The following is a 25,448-nucleotide window of genomic DNA, read 5'->3' on the forward strand; positions in this document are numbered from 1 at the left end:
CGCAAATAGTACGCCTGTCCTATAAGCCTGGCGAGGCGGGTGTGGTCGGGGTCGCGGTGCCGTCACGGGTGTGGTGTCCCTCGTGCGGTGGACGGGTCCGGTGTGTCGCACGGGGTTCGGGTGACACGAGTGGCACTGTTCCCAGTCGATTCCCCGTCGATCCCGCCCGCCCCCCGGAAGGAACCTCCCCGTGACGCGCCAGCCGTCGGCGACCCTCGTCGTGGTGGCCGTGCTCGTCGCGGTCGCGCTGGCCTCGCCCGGGGTGGGTGCGGCCGCGACCGTCGTCGTGCCCGCCGCCGCGGTGCTCCCGGCCCAGCCGCCGCCCCCGCCGCCGCCGAACCCCGGCGACGACGAGCTGGAGCGCAGCCGCCAGTCGGTGCAGGATCGGGCCGCCGAGGTCGGCCGGCTCACCGCCCGCCTCGCCGAGCTCGACGCGCAGGCCGAGCAGCTGCAGATGGAGGTCGCGGGGCGCAACGAGGAGGCGCTCGCCGCCCGGGACACCGCCGACGCCGCCGGTCGTGAGGCCGAGACCGCCGCGGCCCGGGCCGCCGACGCCCGCGCCGCGACCGAGGCCGCGGGCCGCGCCGTCGACGACGCCCGGACCCGGATCGACGCCTTCATCGGTGACGTCTACACCCACGGTCTCGACCTGGGCCCGCTCGGGCTGCTCTCGCGGGCGACCGACCCGCAGGACCTGATGGACCGGGCCCGGCTCACCGACGCGCTCAGCGAGGACCAGGCCGCGGTCCTGGAGCAGCTCCAGCAGGCCCGTATCGCCCAGGCCAACGCCGACTCCCTCGCCCGCGCGGCGCAGGAGGAGGCCGACCGGCGCCGCGCCGACGCCGAGCAGGCGTCCGCGGCGGCCGACTCCGCCGTCGACGAGGCCGTCGCGGCCGCCGACGCCCAGCAGACCCGGCTCGACGCGGTGCACACCGAACGCACCGACGTGCAGTCGCGGCTCGACGCCGCCGAGAACGCCGACGCCGGGCTGCGCGCCCAGCGTCAGCGCTACGAGGCGTGGCGGGCCGAGCAGGCCCGGCTCCAGGCCGAGGCCGACCGGCGGGCCCGGGAGGAGGCGGCGTCGCGGGTCGCGCAGGAGTCCGCGCCGTCGGACGGCCCCGCGCCGCGGCGCACCGGGTCGGCGGCGATCGAGACCGTGATCGACCGGGCGATGGCCCAGCTCGGCACCATCTACGCCTGGGGCGGCGGCAACTCGCGCGGACCTACCCGCGGTATCCGCGACGGCGGCGTCGCCGACGCCCACGGCGACTTCCGCAAGGTCGGTTTCGACTGCTCCGGTCTGATGCAGTTCGCCTTCGCCGGGGTCGGCATCAGCCTGCCCCGCTACAGCGGCAACCAGGCCAACGCCGGCCGGCTGGTGCCGATCTCGGACATGCGGCGCGGGGACATGCTGTCCTGGGCCGAGGGCGGTCGCACCCACCACATCGCCATCTACCTCGGCGACGGGAAGATGCTCGAGGCCCCGTACTCGGGCGCGAGTGTCCGGGTGACCCCGGTCCGCTACGACGGCCTGAACAAGGTCACCCGGCTGCTCTGACGGCCGCGGCCTCGCCGGTCAGCTCGTCGAGCACCAGCCGCACCGCGGGCCGGGTCACCGCACCGCGGGTCACGGCCCGCACCAGGCGGGCGGCCCGCACCCCGGCGAGCGGGCGCAGTGCGAGCCGGGCGCCGTCGCGGTGGTCGGTGGAGTAGCGGGGCAGCAGCGCGACGCCGTGCCCGTGCGCGACGAGCTCCTCGGTGACCGAGAAGTCGTTGATCCGCTGCACCACCCGCGGCACGGTGCCGGTGACCAGTGCGAGCGAGTTGAGCACGTCGTCGACCGGCCACCCGACGGCGACCGAGATCCAGTCGGCGTCGACGAGGTCGGACAGGTGCACCTCGGCGCGGTGGGCCAGCGGGTGGTCCGGGGGCAGGGCGACGTCGAGGGGCTCGCGCAGGAGCGGGTGCACGGTGAGCCGGCCCGTGCGCAGCGGGTCGAGCCGTTCGTCGTGGTGGGTGACGACGACGTCGGCGTCGGCCGCGGCGGCCGGTACCTCCTCCGGGCGCAGGTCGAGGTCACGGCAGGACAGCGCCAGCCCGGGGTGGGCCGACGCCCGGCGCAGCAGCCCGGGCAGCAGCAGCCGGGCCGCCGACGGGAAGAACACCACCCGGACCGTGCCCAGCGGCTGCTCGCGCAGGCCCGCGGTGGTCTCCTCCAGCCGGCCCAGCGCGTCGAGCACCTCCTGCGCCCCGTCGACGACGGCCCGCCCGGCCGCGGTGAGCCGCAGCCCGCGCCCGTCCGGTGCCGTCAGCTCCAGACCCGCCTCCCGGGACAGTGCCTTGAGCTGCTGGGACACCGCGGACGGGGTGAAGTTCAGCGCCGCGGCGACGGCGGTGACCGAGCCGCGGTCGGCGAGCTCGCGCAGGATCCGGAGCCGCCGCACGTCCATGCAGGAACGCTACAACATCGTTTCAGTTGTTGTCGCTGGTCTGCACGGTCTCGGGACGGCAGCGTGGACGCCGTGACCGTTCGTGACCGCCTGCTCGCCGTCGTGGTCGCCGTGTTGTGGGGCGCCAACTTCATCGCCATCCACGTCGGGCTCGAGCACTTCCAGCCGCTGTTCCTGGCCGGGCTGCGGATGCTCGTGCTGGCGGTCCCGACGGTGCTCCTCGTGCCGCGGCCGCGGGTTCCGCTGCGCTGGCTCGTCGGCTACGGGCTCGGGTTCGGCACGGTGCAGTTCCTCTTCCTGTTCCTGGGGATGTACGCCGGGATGCCGACCGGGCTCGCGTCGCTGGTCCTGCAGGCGTCGGGACCGTTCACGCTCGTGCTGGGCGCGCTGCTGCTGCGCGAGAGGGTGACGCCGCGGCAGTGGGCCGGGATCGGCGTCGCCGTGCTCGGCCTGGGGTGCATCGCCCTCGCCCGCGCCCAGTCCGCGGCGCTGCTGCCGGTCGTGCTGACCCTGCTCGGCGCGCTCGGCTGGGCGGCCGGGAACCTGTGCAGCCGCCTGGCCCAGCGCGACGGCGAGGCGGTCGACCCGCTGCACCTGACGCTGTGGATGACCGTCGTGCCGCCGGTGCCGCTGCTGGCCGCCTCGGCCGTGGTGGAGGGTCCGGGCGCCTGGGGCGACGTCGTCGCGATGGCGACCCCCGGCGGCGTCGCCGGGCTGCTCGCGCTCGTGTACCTGTCGCTGGTCGCGACGGTGCTCGCCGCCGGGATCTGGACCGGGCTGATGCGCCGCTACCCGGCGGGGCTCGTCGCGCCGCACTCGCTGCTCGTGCCGGTGGTCGGGATGAGCCTGGCGATGGTGCTCCTGGGGGAGCGGCCGTCGGTGACCGAGCTGGTCGCCGGGGCGGTGGTCGTCGGCGGGGTGCTGGTGGCCTCCGCGCCGGCCCGGCGTCGGGTACCGGTGGCGGCATGAGACCGCGCTGCTCCACGCTCGTGGTCGACGACCACGACGCCGCCGCGGAGTACGAGCGGCTCGTGGCGCTCGGGGTGGAGTTCGAGGGACCGCCGCGGGTGGCGGCCCACGGCACGGTCGCGGTGTTCCGCGACGTCGCCGGGAACCGGTGGGACCTGCTCTCCGGGCCGTGAGTCAGGCGCGCCGGCGCCGTCGTCGGTTGCGGCGACGGCGGCTCGGGACGAGGAACGCCGCCGCGGTCCCGACCAGGGCGACGACCCCGAGCGCGACGAGAGCGGTCACGAACGCGCCCGTCGACACCGTGGTCACCGGGGGCTCGGGCGGTGCCGCGGGCGCGGCTGCGACCTCGTGGGTGGCGGTGCACGGGTTGTCCTCGTCCGTACTCGCCGGGTTCAGCGGACGGAACTCGTAGCGGGTCCCGGTGGCGTACGACCGGTCGACCGAGGTCGCGGTGTTCGGTCGGGGGGTGGGGGAGCCGACCACCTGGACGTCGCGGCCGTCGTCGGTACGGACCTGCGCGACGCGGCCGTCGGCGGAGGTCGAGGCGACGGTGCCGGTGAACGCGTGGGCGGAGCGGGGTGGGTCGGCGATGCACGAGGCCCTGGCCGCCGGGCTCGTCGTCCCGCTCGCCGCGGTCGCCGCACCCGTCGCGCTCGTCGGGGCGAGGAGCGCCAGGGCGGCGAGCAGCGGGACGACGAGACGGGGCACGGGGTCATCCTCGCGCGTGCGGGGGTCGCGCGCCTCCGCCGTCCAGCCGAGTGGTCGGGTCAGGGACGCCGTCTTCGGAGCGGAGCTCGAGTCGTGGTGGGACGGCCTGGCCGTCGAGGCGCGACCGCTGTGCTCCGGCGGGCGCGTCGGTCGGGGGCTCGGGGAGTGGCCGCGGGGGCGCGAGGCCCGGGCGTGATGAGGTCGGGGCGGTGGCGGCGCGAGCTGGTGCGCGGGGATCGTCCGCTGCCGGGCTGCGGCGGACGGGCGGATGCGAGCGCCGAACGACCTGGAAACGCCCAGCTAGGAGACCTGTAATCGAGCATATGATCGACCAGGTGGACGTGCTGGACGTGCTGAGCCACACCGATCCCGCCGACGACCCGGCCTGGCTCGAACACCGGCGCCGTCGTGAGGCGGTGGAGGAGGCGACCCGGTGCCCGCACGGTCTCGCGATCGACCTGTGCGACGAGATGTGTGGTCCCGAGCCCCCGCCCGACCCCTCCGGCGGGATCGACGACGTCGCCTGGGAGGCGCTGCGGTGCCTGGTCGCCGGAGCCCCGCCCGACCGGCTCACCGACCTGCAGGTGCTCGACGTCCTCGAGGGCGCCGAGCACTGGGTGCGGCGCTCGACCGCCCTGCGGATGCGGTCGGTCGCGCAGATCGCGGAGCGCCACCCGGCCGGGAGCGGCGCCGCGCCGCCGGGCGCGGACCCGCGTGCGGTGCAGCCCGTCTCGCGCTGGCTGCCGGACCAGGTGGCGATCGTGCCGCGGGTCCCTCGCGACCACGCGCGGTCGCTGATCGGGCAGGCGCAGCGGTTCGCCCAGGTGCTGCCGGAGACCCTGGCCGCGTGGGAGTCGGGGGCGATCGACCAGGGCGCCGCCGAGGCGATCTCGTCGTCGACACTCGTCCTCGACGACGAGCGCGCCCGCCGGGTGCAGGCCGCGGTCCTCCCGGGGGCTCCGGAGGCGCACCGCCGGTTGCTGCGGGACCGGCTGCGCCGCCACATCGCCCGCGTCGACCCGGACGGCGCCCGCGAGCGCCACGAGCGGGCCCGGTCGGAGCGGCGGATGTCGCTCTCCCCAGGTGACGACGGCATGGGCTCGCTGTGGCTGGGCGGCACCGCCGCGCAGGTGGAGGCGTCGTGGCAGTGCGTCGACCGGCTCGCGCGCTCCCCGGACGACCCGTGCGACGACCGCACCCTGGACCAGAAGCGCGTCGACCTCGCCCACCAGCTGCTGCAGGGCACGCTGACGCTCACCGAGGTCGGCACGGTCCGGGACGCGCTCGGCGCGGACGGGGCGGGCACCGACGAGGACGGCCTGCTCGCAGCGGTCGCGCGGGTGCTCGCCGCGAAGCCGGACCCGGAGGAGGCGGTGGGGCGCCGCCCGCTGATCCAGGTCGTCGTCCCGCTCAGCACGCTGATGGGTGGTGCGGCACCGGCCGAGCTGGTCGGGCACGGCCCGATCCCCGCCGACCTCGCCCGCGCCCTCGCCGCCGACGCCGTCGTCGCGCCCTTCTGATCACCGTGCCGAACGGGCAGGGTGGGGTCGTGGAGCGTCACCGGGAACGCAGTGAGGCCCAGGCGGTCGAGACCGTCCGGGCGGTGCTGCTCGGTGTCCTGGTCGCCGGTGTCGTGCTCACCCTCGTGTGGGCCGTGCGGGCAGGGCTCGACGTCGTGCACCCGTGGTGGTCGTTCCGCACCGGGTTCCCGCTCCCGGTGGCCGGGGCGGTCGCGTTGGTCGTCGTGCTCGTCGTCCTCCTGCGGGCGCGTCGCCGGGGGATCTGAGCGCTGTTCAGGCGGCCGGGGCGGCGAGCTGCCAGGACACGCCGAAGCGGTCCTCGACCCAGGCGAAGGGGCCGAAGCCGTAGTCGTCGAGCGGCATGAACTCCCGCCCACCGGTCGCGAGGGCCGCCAGCAGCCGCTCCTGCTCGTCGCCGGACTCGCAGTCCACCCACAGCGAGACGGCGGGGGAGAAGTCCCACTGGTGCACCGGCGGGCTGTCGCTGCACCGCAGGCGCTGCCCGGCGACGACGAACTCGGCGAGGACCACCGCGGTCGGGTCGTCGGGGCGGTGGGTGACCGAGACGATCTCGCCGTCGTCGAACAGGGAGGTCCAGAACTCCATCGCCTCGCTCGCGCTCGGGCCACGCGGCGGCTGGAAGGTCAGGAACGGCAGGGCGCGGGCGGGCATCGGTCCTCCGGTGGGACGGGGCGGGTGGGGCGTGTCCGAAACCGGACGACACGGACACCTGCCGGTGGGTAGGCTCGACACCATGGCACGAGGCATCTGGTCGCAGAAGGTCCGCACCGCCCGCTGACGGCGGCGCCCTTCACCCCTTCCGAACCGCGTCCGCCGTCCCGGTCCCCGCCGGGCGGCGCATCCCGTGCTGCCCGGCTCCGATCTCGGATGCCGCGGAGCCCTCTCGTGCACACCACCCCCGAACCGTCCTCACCCCTGCCCGCCCTCGACGCCGGCGCGGCCGCCCACGTGCGTGCCGAGGACGTTGTCGTCACCCGCGGGACGCACCGCGTCCTCACCGGCGTGACGCTGACCGTCTCCGCCCGCTCGCGGCTCGCCGTCGTCGGGGAGAACGGGCGCGGCAAGTCCACGCTCCTGTACGTCCTCGCGGGCCTGCTCGCGCCGGACGCCGGGGTCGTGCACCGCGCCGGCACCGTCGCCCTGGCCCGCCAGGAGGTGCCCGCCCGCGACGGCGAGACCGTCGGCACCCTGACCGCGGAGTCGCTCGCCGCCCCGCGGACGGCGCTGCGCGAGCTCGACGCGGCGACCGCGGCGCTCACCGACGGCGCGCCCGGCGCCGACGACCGGTTCGCCGCCGCCCTGGACACCGCGACCCGGCTCGACGCCTGGGACGCCGAACGCCGCGTCGACGTCGCCCTCGGTGCGCTCGGCGCCTGCACCGACCGCACCCGGCCACTGGCGACGCTGTCGGTGGGACAGCGCCACCGCGTGCGGCTGGCGTGCCTGCTCGGTGCCCGCCACGACGTCCTGCTCCTCGACGAGCCCACGAACCACCTCGACGCCGCCGGGCTCGACTTCCTGACCCGCACCCTGCGCGCCCACCCGGGCGGGCTCGCCGTGGTCAGCCACGACCGGGCCCTGCTGCGCGACGTCGCCGACGAGTTCTGCGACCTCGACCCGACCCGCGACGGCGCGCCCCGGCTCACCGCGGGCGGCTACGACGGCTGGCGGACCGCGCGGGACCGGGCCCGCGCCGCCTGGGAGGCCGAGCACGCCGAACAGCAGGCCGAGCACCGCCGCCTCGCCGACGCCGTCGCCACCGCGCGGGACCGGCTCTCGACCGGCTGGCGTCCGGACAAGGGGACCGGCAAGCACGCCCGCCAGTCCCGGGCCCCGGGGGTGGTGCAGGCGCTGCACCGGCGCCGGGCCGAGCTCGACGCGCACCGGATCGACGTCCCGGTACCGCCGCCGTCGCTGCGCCGTCCCGACCTCGACGTGCGCCCCGGCGCGCCCCAGCTGCGCGCGCTCGGGGTCGGGGTGCGGGGCCGGCTCGCCCGTCCGGTCGACCTGGTCCTCGACGCGGGCGACCGGCTGCTCGTGACCGGTCCGAACGGGGCCGGGAAGTCGACGCTGCTCGCCGTGCTGGCCGGGGCGCTCGCTCCGGACGCCGGGTCGGTGCGCACCGCGAGCGGCGCCCGGGTCGTCCGGCTGGAGCAGGAGACCGCGGTGTCCGACCCGCGGCGGCCCGCGCGTGCCGTGCTGGAGCACGTCGGTGGTGGCGCCCACGGCCTGCTCGACGCGGCGGCGTTGCGGACCCCGGTGGGTCGGCTGTCGGAGGGCCAGCGGCGCCGGCTCGACCTGGCCCGCGCACTGGCGGAGCGCCCGACGACGCTGCTGCTCGACGAGCCGACCAACCACCTGTCCGCGCGGCTCGTGGACGAGCTCACCGCGATGGTCCGGGACACCTCGGCGGCCGTCGTCGTCGCCACCCACGACCGGCAGCTGCTGCGCGACCTGGCCGACTGGCCGCGGCTGGAGCTCGACCCGGCCGGGTGATCAGGGCCGGAGCCCGGCCTCGACGGCGTCGAGGGTGCGGCGCAGCCCGGAGTCGAACAGCGGCTCGCCGCCGCCGGGCCCGCGCACGACGGCGCCGCCGAGCAGCCGGGACAGCACCGGCAGGCGCTCCGCCCGGCCGGAGCGGCGGACGTCGTCGAGGGTGGGCAGGCGGTCCCCGGCCAGGGCCGCCGCGCCCCGGACGTAGCCGTGCAGCAGGTGCAGCACCTCGACGGCCGCGTGCAGCGGGTGCCCCGCCCCGACGACGTGCGCCAGCAGGGCCTCCGACCACGCGCACTCGGCGGGGCCGGTGGCGCGGGGACCGGCGAGCAGCCCGACGGTCCACGGGTGCTCGTCGAGCACGTCGCGCAGGGCGGCCGCCCAGATCTCGCAGCCCAGCCGCAGCCTGCAGCCCGACAGGTCCGGCGGCTCGCCCAGTGCGACGTCCAGGACGAGGTCGACCAGCGCGTCCTTGCCGGGCACGTGCCGGTACAGCGACATCGGCGCGGACCCCAGCTCGCGGGCCAGCCGCGGCATCGACACCGCGGCCAGCCCGTCGGTGTCGGCGAGGTGCAGCGCCGTGGCGACGATCGACCCGCGGTCCAGCCTCCGGCGCACCGGGGCCGGGGGAGCGGCCCATCGGGGGTCGTCGGCGGCGGTCACGCGTCGATGATGCCACGCACCTCGTAGGTGACCCTACGCGCGCTGCGTAAGCCCTACGCGTGCCGCGCCGGGAGGAGTGCCGATCTGCGGTTCGTAGGGTGTCCCGATGGAGTTGTGGGAGGTCGGGGTCATCGCGCTGGCCGGGCTCTGGGCGGGGTTGATCAACACCGTCGTCGGGTCGGGGACGCTGGTGACCTTCCCGGTGCTCGTGGCGCTGGGCTTCCCCCCGGTGACGGCGACGACGTCGAACGCCATCGGGCTGATCACCGGCTCGATCACCGGCGCCGTCGGCTACCGCAAGGAGTGGGCCGGGCACGGTCGCCGCCTGGCGAAGTACGGCGTCGCGTCGTTCCTGGGGGCCGTGGTCGGTGCGGCGCTGCTGCTGTCGCTGCCGCCGGACGCGTTCGAGACGATCGTGCCGGTCCTGGTCGGCACCTCGGTGCTGCTGGTCGCCGTGCAGCCCCTGCTGGCCCGCCGGCTGCGCGACCGCCCGCGTCCGGACCGGACCGGCTCGCCGGTGCTCTACGTGCTGGTGTTCCTGGTGGGCGTCTACGGCGGCTACTTCACCGCAGCCCAGGGGATCATGCTGGTCGGGGTGATGGGGTTGCTCGTCGCGGACCCGCTCCAGCGGCTCAACGCCTTCAAGAACACCCTCGCCTCGGTCGTGAACATCGTCGCCGGGGCGATCTACGCCGTCGTCGCGCCGGTCGACTGGACGGTCGTCGGGATCATCGCGGTCAGCTCGATCGTCGGCGGGCTGCTCGGTGCGAAGGTCGGCCGCAGGCTGCCGCCCGCGGTGCTGCGGACCGTGATCGTCGTGATCGGGGTCGCGGCGATCGTGTTCCTGCTGGTGGAGTGAGCGCCCGGAACCGTCGGGGGTGTCTGCTCTCCTGGGGTGGTGGACGACGACCGCGCCGCCGAGCTGGCCGTGGCCCTCGCCGCGCTGGCCGGTCGCGAGATCGGTCCGGCCGAGGCGCGGGCCGTCGTCGCGCACGCCCACGACCTGACCCCGGCCCGGGCGAACACGGTCTGGACCCGGCACCGGGCCGCGCCGCGGACCGTGTCGCTGCGCGACTACCTGGCGATGACGATCCGGTTCACCGCGCAGGACCCCGCCGCCGGCGGATCCGGCGGCACGGAGCCGCACGCCTCACCGGATCCACACGGCCGACACGGTGGGATGGGACCGTGAGCACGACTGCCTCGACCGGTCCGGACCCGATCACCCCCGCCCGCGACGCCGAGCGGCTCGAGCGTGCGGTGCTCGAGGTGAAGCGGGTGATCGTCGGCCAGGACCGCCTCGTCGAGCGGATGCTGGTGGGGCTCCTCGCGAAGGGGCACCTGCTGCTGGAGGGCGTGCCCGGCGTCGCGAAGACCCTCGCCGTGGAGACGTTCGCGACGGTCGTGGGCGGCAGCTTCTCGCGGCTGCAGTTCACCCCCGACCTGGTGCCCGCCGACATCCTCGGCACCCGCATCTACCGGCAGGGCCGCGAGGAGTTCGACGTCGAGCTCGGTCCGGTCGTCGCGAACTTCGTGCTCGCCGACGAGATCAACCGTGCGCCGGCCAAGGTGCAGTCGGCGATGCTCGAGGTGATGGCCGAGCGCAAGCTCTCCCTCGCCGGGCGCGACCACCCGATGCCCGACCCGTTCCTCGTGCTCGCCACCCAGAACCCGATCGAGAACGAGGGCGTCTACCCGCTGCCCGAGGCGCAGCGCGACCGCTTCCTGTTCAAGCTGATCATCGAGTATCCGGGCGTCGAGGAGGAGCGGGAGATCATCTACCGGATGGGGTCCACCCCGCCGGTGCCCTCCCAGGTCCTCACCCCCGAGGAGCTGGTCCGGCTGCAGCGCACCGCGGCGGACGTGTTCGTGCACCACGCCCTGGTCGACTACGTCGTGCGGCTGGTCGTCGCGACCCGGCTGCCGTCCGAGCACGGCCTGGCCGACGTCGCGTCCTGGATCGCCTACGGCGCCTCGCCGCGTGCGTCGCTCGGCATCGTGTCCGCCGCCCGCGCGCTGGCCCTGGTCCGCGGCCGGGACTACGTCCTCCCGCAGGACGTGCTGGAGGTCGCCCCGGACGTGCTGCGCCACCGCCTGGTGCTGTCCTACGACGCGATCGCCGACCAGGTGCCGGTCGACCACATCGTCACCCGGGTCCTGCAGACCGTGCCGTTGCCGCAGGTCAGCGCCCGGCCCGGGGGAGGGCCCGAGGGTGCGTCGACGGCGTGGCCGCCCGCACCGGGTGCCGGCCAGGGCCCGGCGTGACGGCGGGGTCCGCCGACCTCGTCCGGCTCGAGGCATCCCTGCGGACCCTGGAGCTCACCGTCCGGCGCCGGCTGGACGGGCTGCTCCAGGGCAACCACATCGGCCTGCTGCCCGGGCCCGGCACCGAGCCCGGTGACGCCCGGCCCTACCAGCCCGGCGACGACGTCCGCCGGATGGACTGGTCGGTCACCGCCCGCACCACCGCGCCGCACGTGCGCGAGACCGTCGCCGACCGCGAGCTGGAGACCTGGGCGGTGGTCGACCTGTCGCGCAGCATCGACTACGGCACCGCCCGCACCGACAAGCGGCACCTGGCGCTGGCCGGGCTCACCGCGGTCGCCCAGCTGACGGCCGGCGGCGGGAACCGGCTCGGCGCCGTCGTCGCGAACGGGGAATCGACGCTGCGGCTGCCCGCCCGCGGCGGCCTGGCGCACGCCCGCGGCCTGGTCCGCCGGGTCGCGACGATGCCGCCGGCACCCGAGGGCACCCGGGGCGACCTGTCCGGTGCGCTCGACGAGCTGCGCCGCCCGCCGCGCCGGCGCGGGCTGGTCGTCGTGGTGTCGGACTTCCTCGGCGAGCCCACCTGGGAGCGGTCCCTGCGGGCGCTGTCGGCCCGCCACGAGCTGCTCGCGATCGAGGTCGTCGACCCGCGGGAGCTGGAGCTGCCCGACGTCGGGACCGTCGTGCTCGCCGACCCCGAGACCGGGCGCCAGCGCGAGGTCGACACCACGCCGCTGCTGCGCCGCGAGTTCGCGGCCGCCGCCTCCGAGCACCGCGACCGGGTGGCCACCGCGCTGCGCCGCTGCGGGGCCGGGCACCTGACCCTGCGCACCGACACCGACTGGGTGGCCGACATCGTGCGGTTCGCCGTCGCCCGCAAGCACGCCGCTGCTCCGCGGAGGCTCGCGTGACGTTCACCGCCCCCTGGTGGCTGCTCGGGTTGCTCGTCGTCGCCGCGCTCGCGGCGGCCTACGTGTGGCTGCTGCGGCGGCGCCGTCGCGACGTCGTGCGGTTCACCAACCTGGAGCTGCTGGAGTCGGTCGCCCCGAAGCGGCCGGGCCGGTGGCGGCACCTCCCGGCGATCGCGCTGATCGCGGCGCTGGCGGTGCTCACCGTGGCGCTCGCCGGGCCGCAGGCCATGGCGAAGGTGCCGCGCAACCGGGCCACGGTGATGCTGGTGATCGACGTGTCGCTGTCGATGAAGGCCACCGACGTCGCCCCGACCCGGCTCGCCGCCGCGCAGGCCGCGGCCAAGCAGTTCGCCGACCAGCTGACCCCCGGCGTCAACCTGGGGCTGGTGTCCTTCGCCGGGACGGCGGCGGTGCTCGTCTCGCCCACGACCGACCGCAGCGCGGTCAAGAACGGCGTCGACAACCTGCAGCTCGCCGAGTCCACCGCGACCGGTGAGGCGATCTTCACGGCCATGCAGTCGATCGACACCTTCTCCCGCTCGCTGCAGGGCGGCCCGGACGCGGCGGGCGTGCCGCCACCGGCGCGGATCGTGCTGCTCTCCGACGGCACCCAGACCGTCCCGGGACCGGACGGGGAGAACGAGCCCCGCGGCTCGTTCACCGCGGCCGCCGAGGCGAAGAACCGCGGCGTCCCGGTGTCCACGATCTCCTTCGGCACCAGCTACGGCACGATCGAGCTCGACGGCGGGCGTACCCCCGTCGCCGTCGACGACGCCTCCATGGAGCGCATCGCGCAGCTCTCGGGCGGCCGGTTCTTCACCGCCGCCACCGAGTCCGAGCTGCGCGCGGTCTACTCCGACCTGTCCGAGGAGCTCGGCTACGAGGAACGCGAGGTCGACGCGAGCAGGCCCTGGATGATCGGCGGGTTCGTGCTCCTGATCGGCGGGCTCGGCGCGGGCATCCTGCTCGGCAGGCGACTGCCGTGAGGGTGATCTCCGCTCGCGGGTACCGGCCGGTAGTGCGTTAGGTTCACCCCCCGTGGGACGTAGCGTGCTCGTGACCGGAGGAAACCGCGGCATCGGCCTGGCGATCGCACAGGCATTCGCGGCGGAGGGCGAACAGGTGGCGGTGACCTACCGCTCCGGGAAGGACGACATCCCCGACGGGCTGTTGCCGGTGCACTGCGACGTCACCGACGCCGAGTCCGTCGACGCCGCGTTCACCGAGGTCGAGGCCGCGCACGGCCCGGTCGAGGTGCTGGTGTCGAACGCCGGCATCACCGACGACGGCCTGCTCATGCGGATGGCCGAGGAGTCCTTCACCAAGGTCGTCGACGCCAACCTCACCGCGGCCTACCGGGTCGCGAAGCGGGCCTCGCGCGGGATGCTGAAGGCCAAGAAGGGCCGGATGATCTTCGTATCGTCGGTCGTGGGCCTCTCCGGCTCGGCCGGGCAGGTCAACTACGCCGCCTCGAAGTCCGGGCTCGTCGGCCTGGCCCGCTCGGTCGCCCGCGAGCTGGGCAGCCGCGGCATCACCGCGAACGTGGTCGCCCCCGGGTTCGTCGACACCGACATGACCCGTGCGCTGCCCGAGAAGCGGCGCGAGGAGATCCTGGGGACCATCCCGCTCTCCCGCTACGCCGACACCGGCGAGATCGCCTCGGTCGTCGCCTTCCTCGCCTCGCCCGGCGCCGGCTACGTCACCGGAGCGGTCGTCCCGGTCGACGGCGGCCTGGGCATGGGGCACTGAGCGAGGTCCGCGGAGCGGACATCGACACCGTGCCCACCGGCCCGGGCATGCAGAACTCTCGAAAGGACGTCATGGGACTGCTCGACGGCAAGCGGCTGCTGATCACCGGTGTGATCACCGACGCCTCGCTGGCCTTCCACTCCGCCAAGATCGCCCAGGAGCAGGGCGCCGAGGTCGTGCTCACCGGTTTCGGCCGGATGCGGCTGGTCGAGCGGATCGCGATGCGGCTGCCGAAGCCCGCACCGGTCGTCGAGCTGGACGTGTCGGACCAGGAGCAGCTGGACTCGCTCGTCGAGCGGATCACCCCGCACCTGGGCGACGAGCCGCGCCTCGACGGGGTGCTGCACTCCATCGGGTTCGCCCCGCCCGGCGCGCTCGGCGAGGGCGCCTTCCTCAACGCGCAGTGGGAGGACGTCGCCACCACGATCCAGGTGTCGGCGTACTCGTTGAAGTCCCTGGCGATGGCGTGCAAGCCGCTGCTCGGCCCGGGCAGCTCGATCGTCGGGATGGACTTCGACAACCGGCAGGCGTGGCCCGCCTACGACTGGATGGGCGTCGCGAAGTCCGCGCTGGAGTCGGTCACCCGATACCTGGCCCGTGACCTGGGCCGCGACGGCATCCGGGTCAACCTGGTCGCCGCCGGCCCGGTGAAGACGATGGCCGCCAAGTCGATCCCGGGCTTCTCCGCGTTCGAGGACGTGTGGGACAAGCGCGCCCCGCTCGGCTGGGACATGAACGACCCGGTGCCGGTCGCCAAGACCGTGTGCGCCGCGCTGTCGGACTGGATGCCGACCACCACCGGTTCGATGATCATGGCCGACGGCGGGGTGCACGCCGTCGGCGTGTGAGCCGGTACCGGCCCGCGCGCGTCGGCGCGGGCCGGGGTCGATAATCGGGGTCGTGCCCGAACAGTTCGACGCGATACTGCTGCTCAGCTTCGGTGGCCCCGAGGCCCCCGACGAGGTTCGCCCGTTCCTGGAGAACGTGACCCGGGGGCGCGGGGTCCCGCCGGAGCGCCTCGATGCCGTCGAGGAGCACTACCAGCACTTCGGCGGGGTCTCGCCCATCAATGCCCGCAACCGCGAGCTGGTCGCGGCGATCGCCGCGCGCACCGAGCTGCCGGTGTACTTCGGCAACCGCAACTGGGGGCCGTTCGCCGAGGACACCGTGCGCGAGATGGCCGAGGACGGCGTCGGGCGGGCGCTGGTGTTCGCGACCAGCGCCTACGGCGGCTACTCCGCCTGCCGCCAGTACCACGAGGACATCTCCCGGGCCCGGGACGCGGTCGGCGACGCGGCCCCCGAGCTGGTCAAGCTGCGCCACTTCTACGACCACCCGGACTTCGTGCGCGCCAACGCCGACGCCGTGCGGACCGCGTGGGCGCAGCTGCCCGAGGGCCGTCGCGAGGCGGCACGGCTGGTGTTCACCGCGCACTCCATCCCGACCTCGGCCGACGCGGCCGCCGGGACCCCGGCCGACGGCGGGCACCGCTACTCCCGCCAGGTCGCCGAGGCCGCGGCGCTGGTCGCCGCCGAGGTGGGCGTCGACGAGTTCGACGTCGTCTGGCAGTCCCGCTCCGGTCCGCCGCAGGTGCCGTGGCTGGAGCCCGACATCGTCGACCACATCGACGACCTGCACGCCAAGGGTGTGCCCGCGGTCGTCGTCGCGCCGGTCGGGTTCGTGTCCGACCACGTCGAGGTCGTGTGGGACCTCGACAACGAGGCGGCCGAGCGAGCCGCCGAGCACGGCATGGGCTTCGCCCGCGCCGCCACCGCCGGACCCGACCCACGCTTCGCCGACATGGTGGTCGAGCTCGTGCGGGAGCACTCCGACGGCGTGCCCGCCCGGCGGCTGGGCACCGGCCCGTCCGCCGGGTGCACCCGCAACGGGGCGCCCTGCGCGGTCGACTGCTGCGTGCCGCAGCGGCGGCCCGCCCGGCCGAGCTGATCAGCGCCGCCGCACCCGGGCCAGATGGGCGGGGACCTCGACCCTGGTCCCGGCCGGCTCGCCGTAGGACCCGGCCAGGCCGGCGGTCACGACCCCCCGGTAGGACGCCGGTCCGACGGTCTCCACCGTCCAGTCCGGTCCGGTGAACGCGGCCCGGATGTCGGTCGCGTCGATCACGGGGCCGAACTCGGCGGCGGCGCCGGTCCGGGCCAGGGCGAGCACGTGCACCACACCGCCGGGACGCACGACCCCGGCCAGCGCGTGGGCGTAGCGGGCCTGGTCACCGGGGTCGAACAGGTGGAACAGGGCACTGTCCACCACCGTGTCGAACGGGCCGAGGCCGTCCGGGGCGAGCGCGTCGGCGACGACGAAGCGGGCGTCCACGCCCGCGGCCGCGGCCCGCTCCCGGGCCCGCCGGACCGCGGTCGGGGCCGCGTCGGCGCCGAGCACGTCGTACCCGAGCCCGGCGAGCAGGATCGTGTGCTCGCCGGTGCCGCAACCCGGGTCGAGGACGGTGCCGGCGACCGCTCCCGAGCCGACGAGTGCGACGACCGCCGGCTGCGGCTCGTCGATCACCCAGGGCGGGTCGCCGTCGCGGTAGGCCTGATCGAACCGGGAGACGGGCGGGGTCAGCTCCATCGGATGCTCCTCTCGGGGGACGTCCCGGGAGCATCCGACCTCCACCTCGGTCGAGGTCAAGGCCCCGGCCGACATCGACGATCCGGTAACCGTTCGTCCGTATTGTTGTGGTTCGTGTCCACATGGGGTGAAGTTCCGCCCCATGACCTCCGTACCGACCACGGCACCGCCGCGACCCGGCGTGCTCGAGAGCATCGAGCTGTCCATCAACTCGGTGTTCGACCCGATCTCGACCGGGCTGTCGAACATCGTCTTCTACGAGGTGACCGTCCTCGGAGCGGACTTCCCGCTGATCGTGGGCTGGCTGATCCTGGCCGGGGTGCTGTTCACCCTCTACTTCGGGTTCGTCCAGTTCCGCAGCATCGGGCTCGCCCTGCGGATCGTCCGTGGCCGCTACACCCGGCGCGACGAGCCGGGGGAGATCACCCACTTCCAGGCTCTGGCCTCCGCGTTGTCGGGCACCGTCGGTCTGGGGAACATCGCCGGCGTCGGTGTGGCGGTCACGATCGGTGGTCCCGGCGCGACGTTCTGGATGATCGTCGCCGGGTTGCTCAGCATGGCCACCAAGTTCGTCGAGTGCACCCTCGGCGTGAAGTACCGCGAAGTGCACCCCGACGGCACCGTGTCCGGCGGTCCGATGCACTACCTGCGGATCGGTGTCGCCGAGCGCATCCCCAACGCGTTCGGCCGCGGGCTGGGCAAGGTCCTTGCCGCCGGTGCGGCGGTGATGATCCTCTTCTTCGGCGTCGCCGGCGGGAACATGTTCCAGGCCAACCAGACCTTCGCCCAGCTCCGCAACGTCACCGGGGGCGAGACCGGTCTGCTCGGCAGCGGCGGCGCCGCGTTCGTCTTCGGTCTGCTGCTGGCCGCGCTCGTCGGGGCGGTCGTGTTCGGGGGCATCAAGTCCGTCGGTGCGGTCACGGGTCGTCTCGTCCCGGCGATGGCGATCGTCTACGTGACCGCCTGCCTCGTCGTGATCGCCGTGAACATCGCGCAGGTCCCGACGGCGTTCGGCCTCATCCTCTCGGGAGCGTTCTCCGCCGAGGGCGTGGTGGGCGGTGCGCTCGGCGCCATGATCGTCGGTTTCCAGCGGGCGGCCTTCTCGAACGAGGCGGGCCTGGGCTCCTCGCCGATCGCGCACTCGGCGGTGCGGACGAGGAACCCGGCCACCGAGGGGTACGTGGCCCTGATCGAGCCGTTCGTCGACACCGTGGTCATCTGCACGATGACCGCGCTGACCATCGTGATCGCCGGTACGCCCTTCTGGCAGCAGGCCCAGGCGACCGCCTTCGCGAGCGGCGGCTCCGACGTGGCCGACGGCGTGCTCATCACCTCCGACGCGTTCGCCACGGTGCTGCCGTGGTTCCCCTACGTGCTCGCGGTCGCGGTGTTCCTGTTCGCCGTCTCCACGATCATCACGTGGGGCTACTACGGGCAGAAGGCCTGGACCTACCTGTTCGGCAAGAACACGGTGTCCGAGCGCGTCTACCAGACGGTCTTCTGCTTCTTCGTGGTCGTCGGCTCGGTGCTGACCCTGGGCAGCGTGCTCGACTTCGCCGACGCGGTGCTCTTCCTGCTCGCCTTCTTCAACATCCTGGGCCTGTACGTCCTGGCCCCGGTGGTCAAGAAGGAGGTCCGGGCGTTCCGCGCGAAGCTCGCCTCCGGCGAGGTCACCGAGGTGGAACCGTCCGAGCGGGCGATGCTCTGACCCGTCGCGTGGGCCCGGTCAGATCCGGGCCCACGCCCGGGCGATCAGCTCGTAGGACCGCAGGCGGTCGTCGAGGGTGGGGGCGACGGTCTCGACGACGAGCTCGTCGGCCTCCGCGGCCTCGACGATCGCGGCGAGCCGGCTCGCCACCGCGTCCGCCCGGCCGACGACGCGGGTCCGCAGGCGGTCGTCCAGCGCGACCTGCTCGTCCGGGTCCAGCGGGGGGAGACCGGCCCGCTCGTCGGCGGTGGGGTAGTGGTGCGCACCGGCGTCGAGGGCGAGCCCGCGCAGCCAGACGTCGTAGCCGGAGCCCAGTGCGGCGGCCTCGTCCTCGGTGTCCGCGGCCAGCGCCGATACCGCGATCGCGACGTGCGGGCGGTCCCGGTAGGGGCCCGGTACGAACCGCTCGCGGTACAGATCGATCGCCTCGAGCACGGTGGTCGGCCGGGAGAAGTAGGCGACGCCCATCGGCAGCCCGTTGCGCGCGGCGTACTCGGCGCTCTCGCCCGCGCCCGCTGCATGCACCCAGACCTGTGGGGTCACGGCGTCGAGCAGGTCGACCGGCGTGCCCTGCAGTCCCGGCTCCTTGCCTGCGAGCAGGCGCAGGAGCTGGTCGCAGCGCCCGCTGAAGGTGCCCAGGCCGCGTTCGAGCAGCCGGGCCTCGACGTGCGGGCGGTCGTGGTCGAACCCGACGGTGCGCGGCGTGCGGGCGGCGACCGAGCGGCCCAGCCCGAGGTCGGTGCGGCCACCGGACAGGGCGGACAGCAGCGTCGCGTCCTCGGCCAGGCGCAGCGGCGGGTGGTAGGCGACCAGGGTGGCGGCGACGCCCAGCCGGATGTGTTCGGTCCGGGCCGCGAGGTGCGAGAGCAGCATCATCGGACTGGTCGACCCGAGCACCGGGTTGAGGTGGTGCTCGCCGACCCAGTAGCGCAGCATGCCGAGCGACTCGGCGTGGCGTGCGAGCACGATCGCGTCGGAGACGACGTCGGTGGCGGTTCCGCCGGGCCGGACCGGGTTCAGGTCCAGGCAGGACAGCGGGATCGTGGACAGGGTGCACTCCTGCGACAGGCGGGGTGCACGGAGTCGGCACCGGGGATCGTCACCGGAATGTAGAGCCGCTGTGGGCGGAGGGTCAACGCGCCGGGGACCACAGCGCCGGGACTCACGGTGTCAAGGAATCATTGACGCGTACGCCCGGTCAACCGAGCGGCGACACCCGTCGGCCGCGGAGCCGGGGGAGGGGAGGCCGGCTCGCGCTGTCGGCCGGAACGACCGTGGCCGGGCCGGTCGTGCCGGCGCTACCCCGGTCGGCGCGGATCACCAGGCGGTCCGGGCCGGGGAGCCGAGGCCGGGGGCCGGTCTGGCCTCGGCTCCCCGGCCCGGTCGGTCATCGACGCCCCGTGTTCGTGCGTCGACAGGACACGTGGGCGTGCCGCCGGGGTGGACGGGTTCTCACGCCGATCGCGTCCAGGGCGGGGGCGAGGTCCGGGCGGCCGTGCGGACGAGGGGCCGCCGGCGACTCCCACGTCGCAGCCCTTCTCTGTCAATGAAGCATTGACGCCAGCGAATCGTCGACGAAACGACGACAACCGAACCGCCAAGACCGGGAGAGGCCGGCGCCGGCCGGGGAGGTCCGGTGGCCGGGCCGGCGACCGGTGTGCGGTGTGGTGTGGTGCGGACCCCGGGTCAGCGGGTCGCCGGGTCCTCGGAGCGTCGGCTCGGCCGGTGGCCCGGTGCGAGGGAGACGTGGGTGTCCTCCCAGCGGCACCACTCGCGGGCGGCGTCCTCGCGCACGGCCGGGTCGGGGTCGGCGAGCAGGGTCGCGTAGGCGTCCACGAGGCGGATGCCACGCAGGTGGGCGGGCACGGCGCCGGCGAAGCGGTCCCACGCGGAGGGGAAGATGCGGCGCATGTCCTCGGTGACCCAGCGGACCTCCCGCCCGGTCGTCGTGGTGACCGCGGCGAGGACGAGCGCGTCGACGCGCTGTGGGTGGGCCTGGGCGTAGGCGAGGGCGAGGGTGCTGCCCCAGGAGCCGCCCCGCACGACCCAGGAGTGGATGGCCAGCAGCTCGCGGAGCCGCTCGATGTCGTCGAGGAGCAGCTGTGTGGTCTGCGTGCGCCCCAGGTCGACGCCCGGGTCGGAGGCGAGCGGTCTGCTGCGGCCGCAGCCGCGCTGGTCGAGCAGCACGATCCGGTACCGCTCGGGGTCGTAGTACCGGCGGGCCCCGGCCGAGGCACCCGATCCGGGGCCCGCCGTGCAGGTCCAGCGCGGGTCGTCCGTCGGGGTTGCCGCAGGTCTCCCAGTAGAGGGCCTGGCCGTCGTCGGTGGTGAGGACACCGGCGTCGTGGGGCTCGATCGGCGGGTGGAGGGGCACGGCTACAGACCTGCCAGCAGGGCGGCGGAGTTGTCCTCCCAGGCGTTGTCGATGCGGATGTAGGCGCCGACGGTGGCCAGGGAGCGGTGTCGGGTCTGGTGGGCGATGGCCCGGTCGGAGGCGCCGCGCTGGTGGGCGTAGGTGACGTGGCCCGCGCGCAGGGAGTGCGCCGACCAGGGGCCGGGGCCGATGTCGGCACGGGCCACCGCGCGCTGGACGATCTCGTTGACCGACTCCGGGTGCAGCGGCCGGTCGGTCACCCGGTTGCCGCGGGTGACCTTGCGCAGCACCGGGCCCTCGGTGATCCCGGCTGCGTCGAGCCAGGTCCGCAGCGCGGTGACCGGGCAGCGCGCGGCCCGGTGCGCGTGCGGGAGGACGACGAGCTCGGGTTCGGTGCCGTACGGGTTGGTCTTGGAGCGGGGGATCGACAGGACGCGGCCGCGCGGGTGGTCGGCGACGTCGGCGACGGTGAGCGCGGCCAGCTCGGAGCGGCGCAGCGCGGAGAAGAACCCGACCAGCAGCAGGGCCCGGTCGCGCAGGCCGGCGAGGTCGTCCTCACCCGGGCGGGTCGCGTAGCTGCGGGTGGTGGGGCAGGCGTCGACGACGTCGTCGAGGTCGGGGGGCATCAGCGGCCGGGCCTGGACCGGCGGGGCGCCGTGGGTGCGGCGGATGCCTTCCCAGACGGCGGTGACGCGGCGGGCGTCGGTGGGGTCGGGCAGGTCGCGCATGACGTGCACGAACCGGATCGAGGACAGCCGGCGGCTGATGGTCCCGACCTTCGCCCCGGCCCCGGCGAGCTCGGTGATGTAGCCGGACAGCGCCTCGGGGGCGGCAGGCAGGGCCTCGTGCCCGTGCCGGGCGCACCAGCCGCTGAACTCCCGCCAGTCCGAGGCGTAGCCGCGACGGGTGTTGGCCGACCGGGCGGCCGCGACGTAGGCGGCCTCCTGCTCGGTCAGTGGCAGGTCCACCTGTGGTGCGAGCAGCTCGGCGCCGGGGACGCCGGTGGGGGCGGGGTCGGTCACGGGGTCATCCTGCCGGTCCCGGTGCCCGCGCCATGATCACCACGCCCGGGCCGGTCCGTTCGTCGGGATGCAGGAGGAGCTCGGCCTCGGGGTGCAGTCCGGCCCGCCCGAGGAGGTCGCGCAGCTGCTCGGGCCGCCACAGGTGGGTGGTCCAGCGGACGGGCACGCCGCCGTAGCACTCGGTGCGTTCGAGCTCGCCGTCGCCGACGTGGGTCGCCAGGATCAGCCGCCCACCGGGGGCGAGGGCGCGGGTGAAGGAGGCCAGGACGTGCGGAAGGACGTCGCGGGGCAGGTGGAACAGCGACCACCAGCCCAGGACCCCGGCGAGCGAGGCGTCGGGGACCGCGAGCTCGGTGGCCGAGCCGACCGAGAACCGGCAGTGCGGGTACAGCCGCCGGGCGTGGGCGACCATGGCGGGGGAGAGGTCCATCCCGGACGCGTCGACGCCGCGCTCCACGAGGTGGGCGGTGACCTGCCCCGGCCCGCAGCCGACGTCGAGGACCGGCCCGCGGCCCGCGACGGCGTCGGCGAAGGTGTCCATGGCGGCCCGGAGCCAGGGATGGGTGCGGACGTCACCGAGGCCGGTGGTGACGACCATGTCGACGTAGTTGTCGGCGACGCGGTCGTAGGAGTCGCGGACGGCGTCGAGGTCGGCGGGGCGCGGGACCGGGTGCACGGTCAGTGCACGACCGGGACGACGAGCAGTGCGGCGGCGGACGCCGCCGTCACCACCCGGCCCTGCCGGGTCTGCGGGCGCAGCCCCCACCCGACCCGCTTCGGCCCGATCCACGGTGTCCTGCCCATCGCTGCTCCTCCCGCCCGGGTCACGACCAGGCTATCGCCGGTGACCGGGGCCCGACGCCGCGCGGCCACGCTCGATCCCTCCGCCGCCCCCCGGTTCCCCGCGTGCTCCCGCGCGCCCCGGCGACGGTCGATGCACCCGTGGCTCGGCCGACCCGGGATTCTCTGCATTATCCCGTGTTGTGCTAGTTCAGGTAACTGAACCAAGAACCGTGCAGCAGTTCGTATGAACCGAACCGGTAGCATGGCCGACGTGACGGACACGGTGGTGCGGTGCGGATACAGCCGGTGCCGGGCGGAGCTGCCCCCGCCCGGGCCGCAGGGCGGCCGTCCGCGGTCGTTCTGCCGGGATACCCGGTGGGAGCAGGGGCGGACGTGCGCGCAGATGGCCCGCGCCGAGCGGGAGGCCCTCGGTGCTCTCGGCCTCGACACCGGGACCGGGGCGTTCGCGCTCGACGCGGACCGGCTCCGCGAGCACGTCGGCGCGCTCGCCGGGCCGGTGGCCGAGCTGTCCGGGGCGCTGACCGCTGTGCTGGACCGGCTCGACGAGATCGAGCGCGACGCCCTGGCCGCCACCGAGGCGGCCCGCGCGGGCGCCGCCGAGTCCGACGCCGCCCGTCGGCAGGCCGACACCGCCCGGGAGACGGCCGAGCGCCGGGCCCGCGAGGCGGACCGGGCCGCGACCGAGGCCCGGCAGGAGCGGGCGGAGGCGGTGACCCGGGCCGAGGAGGCCGCCGCCACCGCCCTCGCGGCGACCGAGGCCCTCGGTGCGGCGCGGCAGCAGGCCGCCGACGCCGTCGCCGCCCGGGACGCCGCCGTCGCCGACGCCCGCGAGGCCCGGGACACCGCCGCGACCGCCACCCGGGACCGGGAGGCCGCGCTGCTCGCCGCCCGGACCGCCGAGCACGAGCGCGATACCGCCCTCGCCCGCGCCGACGCCGCCACCCGCGACCGGGACCGCCTGGACGCCGACCTGACGGCGCTGCGGGCCGACCACGCCGCGGTCGTCGCCGACCGGGCGGGTCTGGTCGAGACCGTCGTCGAGCAGCGCAGCCGGCTCGCCGCGCAGCGCGACCTGCTGACCGAGGCCCGCGCCGTCGCCGAGGGGCTGCGTGCGCAGCACGAGAGCGCCCGCACCGCGGTCGAGGAGCTGACCCGCCGGCTCGACGACACCCGCCGGGAGCGGGACGGGCTCGCCGCGGAACGGGACCGGCTGCGTGCCGCGGCACCGGAGCCGGTCCCGGCCCGGATGCACCCCGACGACCTCGCGGCCCTCGCGGCCGCGGTGCGGGGGTGAGGCCCGGCGACGTCGTCGCCCACCTCGCCGTGCACGGGCACACGCACGGCTGACCTCAGCCACCCGGGACCGCCCCGGGACGGGTGGTGGCCCGCGGCGGTGTGCACACGGTGCCCGCCGCCGGCAGCGTGGTGTCGAGCAGCGTGGCCTCCACCGCGGCGTCGACGCAGGGGTCGGTGCCGTACGAGCCGTGCCCGACACCCTCGCGGGTCAGCAGGACCGCCCGGTCCAGGGTGTCGGCCGTCCGCTCCGCCCAGGCGTGGGGCGTGACCGGGTCGAGCCTGCCGCCGACCACCAGCGTCGGCGGGGCGCCCGCGCCGGTCAGCGGTGCGGTGACCCGGTCGGTGTTCGGCGCGGGCCACACCGCGCAGGCCAGCGCGCTGTAGGCGGCGCGGGTGCCGATCCGCGGTGCGTGCTCGACCGCGCGCTCGGCGGCCGCGGTGTGCGCGCCGACGTCGGCCGGGGTGTTCCAGTCCGCGCAGCGCACCGCGGTGTGCTGCTCCTGCGTCGCGGTCGGGACACCGAACGGCGAGACCGTCAGGTTGCGGTGGAGCAGGTGGGCGAGGGTGCCGTCGCCCTGTTGCGCGGTCGCCAGCGTCGTCGTCAGCACCGGCCAGAGGGTGCGTTCGCCCGCCGCGCCGCGGGCGGTCTCCAGCAGCATGGCGCCGTCGACGACGCCGGCCGGGGCGAGGCCCTCCACCACCCGGGCCGGGGCGGGGCGCCGCTCGAGACCGGCGACGAGCGCGTCGAACGCGGCGGCCGGGTCGCCGGCGCCGAACGGACAGACCGCGGCACCGTCCGTACGGCAGGTGTCGAACCAGGCGCCGAGGGTCCGCTCGCTCGCGACGGCGACCTCGTCGAGGAACTCCAGGGGGTCCCCGGTCCACAGCGTGGTGTCGACGGGCGCGTCGAGGACCATCTGCCGGACCCGGTCCGGGAACAGGGTGGCGTACATCGGGCCGACGACGGTGCCGTAGGAGATGCCGTAGTAGGTGATCGTCTCCTCGCCGAGCGCGGTGCGGAGCCGGTCCAGGTCGCGGGCGACGTTGTCGGTGGACAGGCTCGCCAGGAACGCCGGGGTCCGGTGCGTCGCGCAGCCCTCGGCCAGCGCCCTCGCCTCGGCGGCGAGCAGGGTCGGCAGCGGGGCGCCGCCGGGGACGGCGGGGTCGGCGGCGGTGCTCGCGGCGGCCGTGGCGCGCTCGGCGTCGGTGCGGCAGCGCACCGCCGACGAGGCGCCGACGCCGCGTGGGTCCATCGCGACGACGTCGAAGCGCGCCAGCACCTCCGGCCCGAACGTGCCCGCCGACCCCGGGGTGGCGGGCATCGCGCGCAGCGTGTCGGTCGCGGCGACCCCGGGGCCGCCCGGGTTGAAGAACAGGGTGCCGATCCGGCGCTGGGGATCCGTGGCGCGGTGCCGCATCACCGCGAGGGCGACCCGGGGGCCGTCGGGGTCGGTGTACTCCTGGGGGACCTCGAGGGTGCCGCACTCCAGGCCGGGACCGCACCCGGTCCAGGTGACCGGGTCGGGCGGCGGGACGGCGGGTGCGGCGGGTACGGCCGCGGCGCAGCCGGTGACGGCCAGTGCGACGGCGGCGGCGAGTACGGCGAGCGGTCGGAGGCGTCGGTGCGGGGCGGGCATCGGGCCGATGCTGCGGCGGCCACCCGGCCGTCCGGATCGGTCCGGGGGAGTGTCCTGCCCGTGCGGGGTCCGTCCGAAGGATGAGTGCGTCCGGGCCTCGGGACGGAGGCGTCCGCACCGGTACGGGCCCTAGCCTCGGCGGCATGACCGATGTCGCGGCGTACCGGCGGTGGGTCGTCGACGGCCTGGTGGTCGTGGTGACGGCCTGATCGGGCTGCTCATGGCCCGGTTGCGGGTGGTGTCGTCGCCGGGCGGGCCCGAGCTGCTGCTGG

At 75.4% G+C, this 25,448-nt stretch carries 27 protein-coding genes; 16 read left to right on the forward strand and 11 right to left on the reverse strand.

What is annotated here, in order from left to right; translation table 11 throughout:
• Positions 1 to 190 precede the first annotated feature (190 nt).
• The gene (locus tag KPF22_RS33150) at positions 191 to 1,558 is read left to right on the forward strand and encodes an NlpC/P60 family protein (protein WP_208826993.1); all 1,368 of its coding nucleotides are present in this window, start codon (positions 191 to 193) and stop codon (positions 1,556 to 1,558) included.
• Here the strand turns inward: KPF22_RS33150 and KPF22_RS14730 are convergent.
• Positions 1,542 to 2,450 (reverse strand): LysR family transcriptional regulator, encoded by a 909-nt coding sequence (locus KPF22_RS14730; RefSeq protein ID WP_224402348.1) that lies wholly within the window; start codon positions 2,448 to 2,450, stop codon positions 1,542 to 1,544. The genes KPF22_RS33150 and KPF22_RS14730 overlap by 17 nt on opposite strands.
• A 72-nt stretch (positions 2,451 to 2,522) precedes the next feature.
• On the opposite strand from KPF22_RS14730, the gene KPF22_RS14735 reads away from it, so the two are divergent.
• On the forward strand, positions 2,523 to 3,419 hold the full coding sequence (locus tag KPF22_RS14735; protein ID WP_224402349.1) for an EamA family transporter: 897 nt from the start codon (positions 2,523 to 2,525) through the stop codon (positions 3,417 to 3,419).
• Positions 3,416 to 3,592 (forward strand): VOC family protein, encoded by a 177-nt coding sequence (locus KPF22_RS14740; RefSeq protein ID WP_208826999.1) that lies wholly within the window; start codon positions 3,416 to 3,418, stop codon positions 3,590 to 3,592. Before KPF22_RS14735 ends, KPF22_RS14740 begins: the two co-directional genes overlap by 4 nt.
• A 1-nt stretch (position 3,593) precedes the next feature.
• On the opposite strand, the gene KPF22_RS14745 is transcribed toward KPF22_RS14740, so the two are convergent.
• A complete protein-coding gene (locus tag KPF22_RS14745) occupies positions 3,594 to 4,127 on the reverse strand; it encodes a hypothetical protein (protein ID WP_224402350.1) in 534 nt (177 codons plus the stop codon).
• Positions 4,128 to 4,450: 323 nt separating this feature from the next.
• Between KPF22_RS14745 and KPF22_RS14750 the strand changes: the two genes are divergently transcribed.
• Both KPF22_RS14750 and KPF22_RS14755 read left to right on the forward strand, forming a co-directional pair.
• The gene (locus KPF22_RS14750; RefSeq protein ID WP_208827003.1) at positions 4,451 to 5,647 is read left to right on the forward strand and encodes a DUF222 domain-containing protein; all 1,197 of its coding nucleotides are present in this window, start codon (positions 4,451 to 4,453) and stop codon (positions 5,645 to 5,647) included.
• Between the two features lie 29 nt (positions 5,648 to 5,676).
• A complete protein-coding gene (locus KPF22_RS14755) occupies positions 5,677 to 5,913 on the forward strand; it encodes a hypothetical protein (protein WP_208827005.1) in 237 nt (78 codons plus the stop codon).
• A gap of 7 nt (positions 5,914 to 5,920) precedes the next feature.
• Here the strand turns inward: KPF22_RS14755 and KPF22_RS14760 are convergent, their stop codons facing one another.
• The gene (locus KPF22_RS14760; protein WP_208827007.1) at positions 5,921 to 6,319 is read right to left on the reverse strand and encodes a VOC family protein; all 399 of its coding nucleotides are present in this window, start codon (positions 6,317 to 6,319) and stop codon (positions 5,921 to 5,923) included.
• Between the two features lie 234 nt (positions 6,320 to 6,553).
• On the opposite strand from KPF22_RS14760, the gene KPF22_RS14765 reads away from it, so the two are divergent.
• The gene (locus tag KPF22_RS14765) at positions 6,554 to 8,164 is read left to right on the forward strand and encodes an ATP-binding cassette domain-containing protein (RefSeq protein WP_224402351.1); all 1,611 of its coding nucleotides are present in this window, start codon (positions 6,554 to 6,556) and stop codon (positions 8,162 to 8,164) included.
• Here the strand turns inward: KPF22_RS14765 and KPF22_RS14770 are convergent, their stop codons facing one another.
• Entirely contained in the window at positions 8,165 to 8,824 is a 660-nt protein-coding gene (locus tag KPF22_RS14770) for a TetR/AcrR family transcriptional regulator (protein ID WP_224402352.1), read from the reverse strand. It lies immediately after the preceding gene.
• Positions 8,825 to 8,930: 106 nt separating this feature from the next.
• Between KPF22_RS14770 and KPF22_RS14775 the strand changes: the two genes are divergently transcribed.
• From KPF22_RS14775 to KPF22_RS14810, 8 genes are all read left to right on the forward strand, one after another.
• A complete protein-coding gene (locus tag KPF22_RS14775) occupies positions 8,931 to 9,683 on the forward strand; it encodes a sulfite exporter TauE/SafE family protein (protein ID WP_208820818.1) in 753 nt (250 codons plus the stop codon).
• 39 nt (positions 9,684 to 9,722) lie between these two features.
• On the forward strand, positions 9,723 to 10,016 hold the full coding sequence (locus KPF22_RS14780) for a hypothetical protein (protein WP_208820821.1): 294 nt from the start codon (positions 9,723 to 9,725) through the stop codon (positions 10,014 to 10,016).
• A complete protein-coding gene (locus KPF22_RS14785) occupies positions 10,013 to 11,089 on the forward strand; it encodes a MoxR family ATPase (protein ID WP_208820825.1) in 1,077 nt (358 codons plus the stop codon). The genes KPF22_RS14780 and KPF22_RS14785 overlap by 4 nt, the downstream gene beginning before the upstream one ends.
• Complete coding sequence (locus KPF22_RS14790; protein ID WP_224402353.1) at positions 11,086 to 12,000, forward strand: DUF58 domain-containing protein; 915 nt, start codon at positions 11,086 to 11,088, stop codon at positions 11,998 to 12,000. Before KPF22_RS14785 ends, KPF22_RS14790 begins: the two co-directional genes overlap by 4 nt.
• Positions 11,997 to 12,986 (forward strand): VWA domain-containing protein, encoded by a 990-nt coding sequence (locus KPF22_RS14795; protein WP_208820826.1) that lies wholly within the window; start codon positions 11,997 to 11,999, stop codon positions 12,984 to 12,986. Before KPF22_RS14790 ends, KPF22_RS14795 begins: the two co-directional genes overlap by 4 nt.
• Positions 12,987 to 13,038: 52 nt before the next feature.
• Positions 13,039 to 13,749, forward strand: a complete 711-nt coding sequence (gene fabG / locus KPF22_RS14800) for a 3-oxoacyl-ACP reductase FabG (protein ID WP_224402354.1) — start codon at positions 13,039 to 13,041, stop codon at positions 13,747 to 13,749.
• A gap of 71 nt (positions 13,750 to 13,820) precedes the next feature.
• Entirely contained in the window at positions 13,821 to 14,597 is a 777-nt protein-coding gene (gene fabI / locus KPF22_RS14805; RefSeq protein ID WP_208820912.1) for an enoyl-ACP reductase FabI, read from the forward strand.
• Between the two features lie 52 nt (positions 14,598 to 14,649).
• A complete protein-coding gene (locus KPF22_RS14810; protein WP_224402355.1) occupies positions 14,650 to 15,696 on the forward strand; it encodes a ferrochelatase in 1,047 nt (348 codons plus the stop codon).
• Here the strand turns inward: KPF22_RS14810 and KPF22_RS14815 are convergent, their stop codons facing one another.
• Positions 15,697 to 16,335, reverse strand: a complete 639-nt coding sequence (locus KPF22_RS14815) for a class I SAM-dependent methyltransferase (RefSeq protein ID WP_208820832.1) — start codon at positions 16,333 to 16,335, stop codon at positions 15,697 to 15,699.
• A gap of 142 nt (positions 16,336 to 16,477) precedes the next feature.
• Between KPF22_RS14815 and KPF22_RS14820 the strand changes: the two genes are divergently transcribed.
• On the forward strand, positions 16,478 to 18,043 hold the full coding sequence (locus KPF22_RS14820; protein WP_208820834.1) for a sodium:alanine symporter family protein: 1,566 nt from the start codon (positions 16,478 to 16,480) through the stop codon (positions 18,041 to 18,043).
• An 18-nt stretch (positions 18,044 to 18,061) separates the two neighbouring features.
• Here the strand turns inward: KPF22_RS14820 and KPF22_RS14825 are convergent, their stop codons facing one another.
• The 5 genes from KPF22_RS14825 to KPF22_RS32110 form a co-directional block, all read right to left on the reverse strand.
• Positions 18,062 to 19,111: an MsnO8 family LLM class oxidoreductase gene (locus tag KPF22_RS14825; RefSeq protein WP_208820914.1), complete on the reverse strand. Its 1,050-nt coding sequence runs from the start codon at positions 19,109 to 19,111 to the stop codon at positions 18,062 to 18,064.
• A 618-nt stretch (positions 19,112 to 19,729) separates the two neighbouring features.
• On the reverse strand, positions 19,730 to 20,380 hold the full coding sequence (locus KPF22_RS14830; RefSeq protein WP_224400882.1) for an alpha/beta fold hydrolase: 651 nt from the start codon (positions 20,378 to 20,380) through the stop codon (positions 19,730 to 19,732).
• A gap of 39 nt (positions 20,381 to 20,419) precedes the next feature.
• Positions 20,420 to 21,439: a site-specific integrase gene (locus KPF22_RS14835; protein WP_208820836.1), complete on the reverse strand. Its 1,020-nt coding sequence runs from the start codon at positions 21,437 to 21,439 to the stop codon at positions 20,420 to 20,422.
• A 4-nt stretch (positions 21,440 to 21,443) separates the two neighbouring features.
• Entirely contained in the window at positions 21,444 to 22,115 is a 672-nt protein-coding gene (locus KPF22_RS14840; RefSeq protein ID WP_224400883.1) for a class I SAM-dependent methyltransferase, read from the reverse strand.
• A gap of 2 nt (positions 22,116 to 22,117) precedes the next feature.
• Positions 22,118 to 22,243 carry a hypothetical protein gene (locus KPF22_RS32110; RefSeq protein ID WP_255623970.1) on the reverse strand — a complete coding sequence of 42 codons (126 nt, stop codon included), beginning with the start codon at positions 22,241 to 22,243 and terminating at the stop codon, positions 22,118 to 22,120.
• Positions 22,244 to 22,493: 250 nt separating this feature from the next.
• Between KPF22_RS32110 and KPF22_RS14845 the strand changes: the two genes are divergently transcribed.
• A complete protein-coding gene (locus KPF22_RS14845; RefSeq protein ID WP_224400884.1) occupies positions 22,494 to 23,537 on the forward strand; it encodes a response regulator receiver protein in 1,044 nt (347 codons plus the stop codon).
• 55 nt (positions 23,538 to 23,592) lie between these two features.
• Here the strand turns inward: KPF22_RS14845 and KPF22_RS14850 are convergent, their stop codons facing one another.
• Positions 23,593 to 25,176 carry an alpha/beta hydrolase gene (locus KPF22_RS14850; protein ID WP_224402356.1) on the reverse strand — a complete coding sequence of 528 codons (1,584 nt, stop codon included), beginning with the start codon at positions 25,174 to 25,176 and terminating at the stop codon, positions 23,593 to 23,595.
• Between the last annotated feature and the right edge of the window lie 272 nt (positions 25,177 to 25,448).

The sequence above is a fragment of the Pseudonocardia sp. ICBG1034 genome (assembly GCF_020131375.1).
Taxonomy (GTDB): Bacteria; Actinomycetota; Actinomycetes; order Mycobacteriales; family Pseudonocardiaceae; genus Pseudonocardia; species Pseudonocardia alni.

What these genes read in the sequence shown, in the direction of transcription:
- KPF22_RS14730 (WP_224402348.1), bottom strand. Translation starts at nt 2,450, where the DNA reads ATGGACGTGCGGCGGCTCCGGATCCTGCGCGAGCTCGCCGACCGCGGC.
- KPF22_RS14740 (WP_208826999.1), top strand. Translation starts at nt 3,416, where the DNA reads ATGAGACCGCGCTGCTCCACGCTCGTGGTCGACGACCACGACGCCGCC.
- KPF22_RS14750 (WP_208827003.1), top strand. Translation starts at nt 4,451, where the DNA reads ATGATCGACCAGGTGGACGTGCTGGACGTGCTGAGCCACACCGATCCC.
- KPF22_RS14760 (WP_208827007.1), bottom strand. Translation starts at nt 6,319, where the DNA reads ATGCCCGCCCGCGCCCTGCCGTTCCTGACCTTCCAGCCGCCGCGTGGC.
- KPF22_RS14775 (WP_208820818.1), top strand. Translation starts at nt 8,931, where the DNA reads ATGGAGTTGTGGGAGGTCGGGGTCATCGCGCTGGCCGGGCTCTGGGCG.
- fabI (WP_208820912.1), top strand. Translation starts at nt 13,821, where the DNA reads ATGGGACTGCTCGACGGCAAGCGGCTGCTGATCACCGGTGTGATCACC.
- KPF22_RS14815 (WP_208820832.1), bottom strand. Translation starts at nt 16,335, where the DNA reads ATGGAGCTGACCCCGCCCGTCTCCCGGTTCGATCAGGCCTACCGCGAC.
- KPF22_RS14820 (WP_208820834.1), top strand. Translation starts at nt 16,478, where the DNA reads ATGACCTCCGTACCGACCACGGCACCGCCGCGACCCGGCGTGCTCGAG.
- KPF22_RS32110 (WP_255623970.1), bottom strand. Translation starts at nt 22,243, where the DNA reads ATGGGCAGGACACCGTGGATCGGGCCGAAGCGGGTCGGGTGGGGGCTG.
- KPF22_RS14850 (WP_224402356.1), bottom strand. Translation starts at nt 25,176, where the DNA reads ATGCCCGCCCCGCACCGACGCCTCCGACCGCTCGCCGTACTCGCCGCC.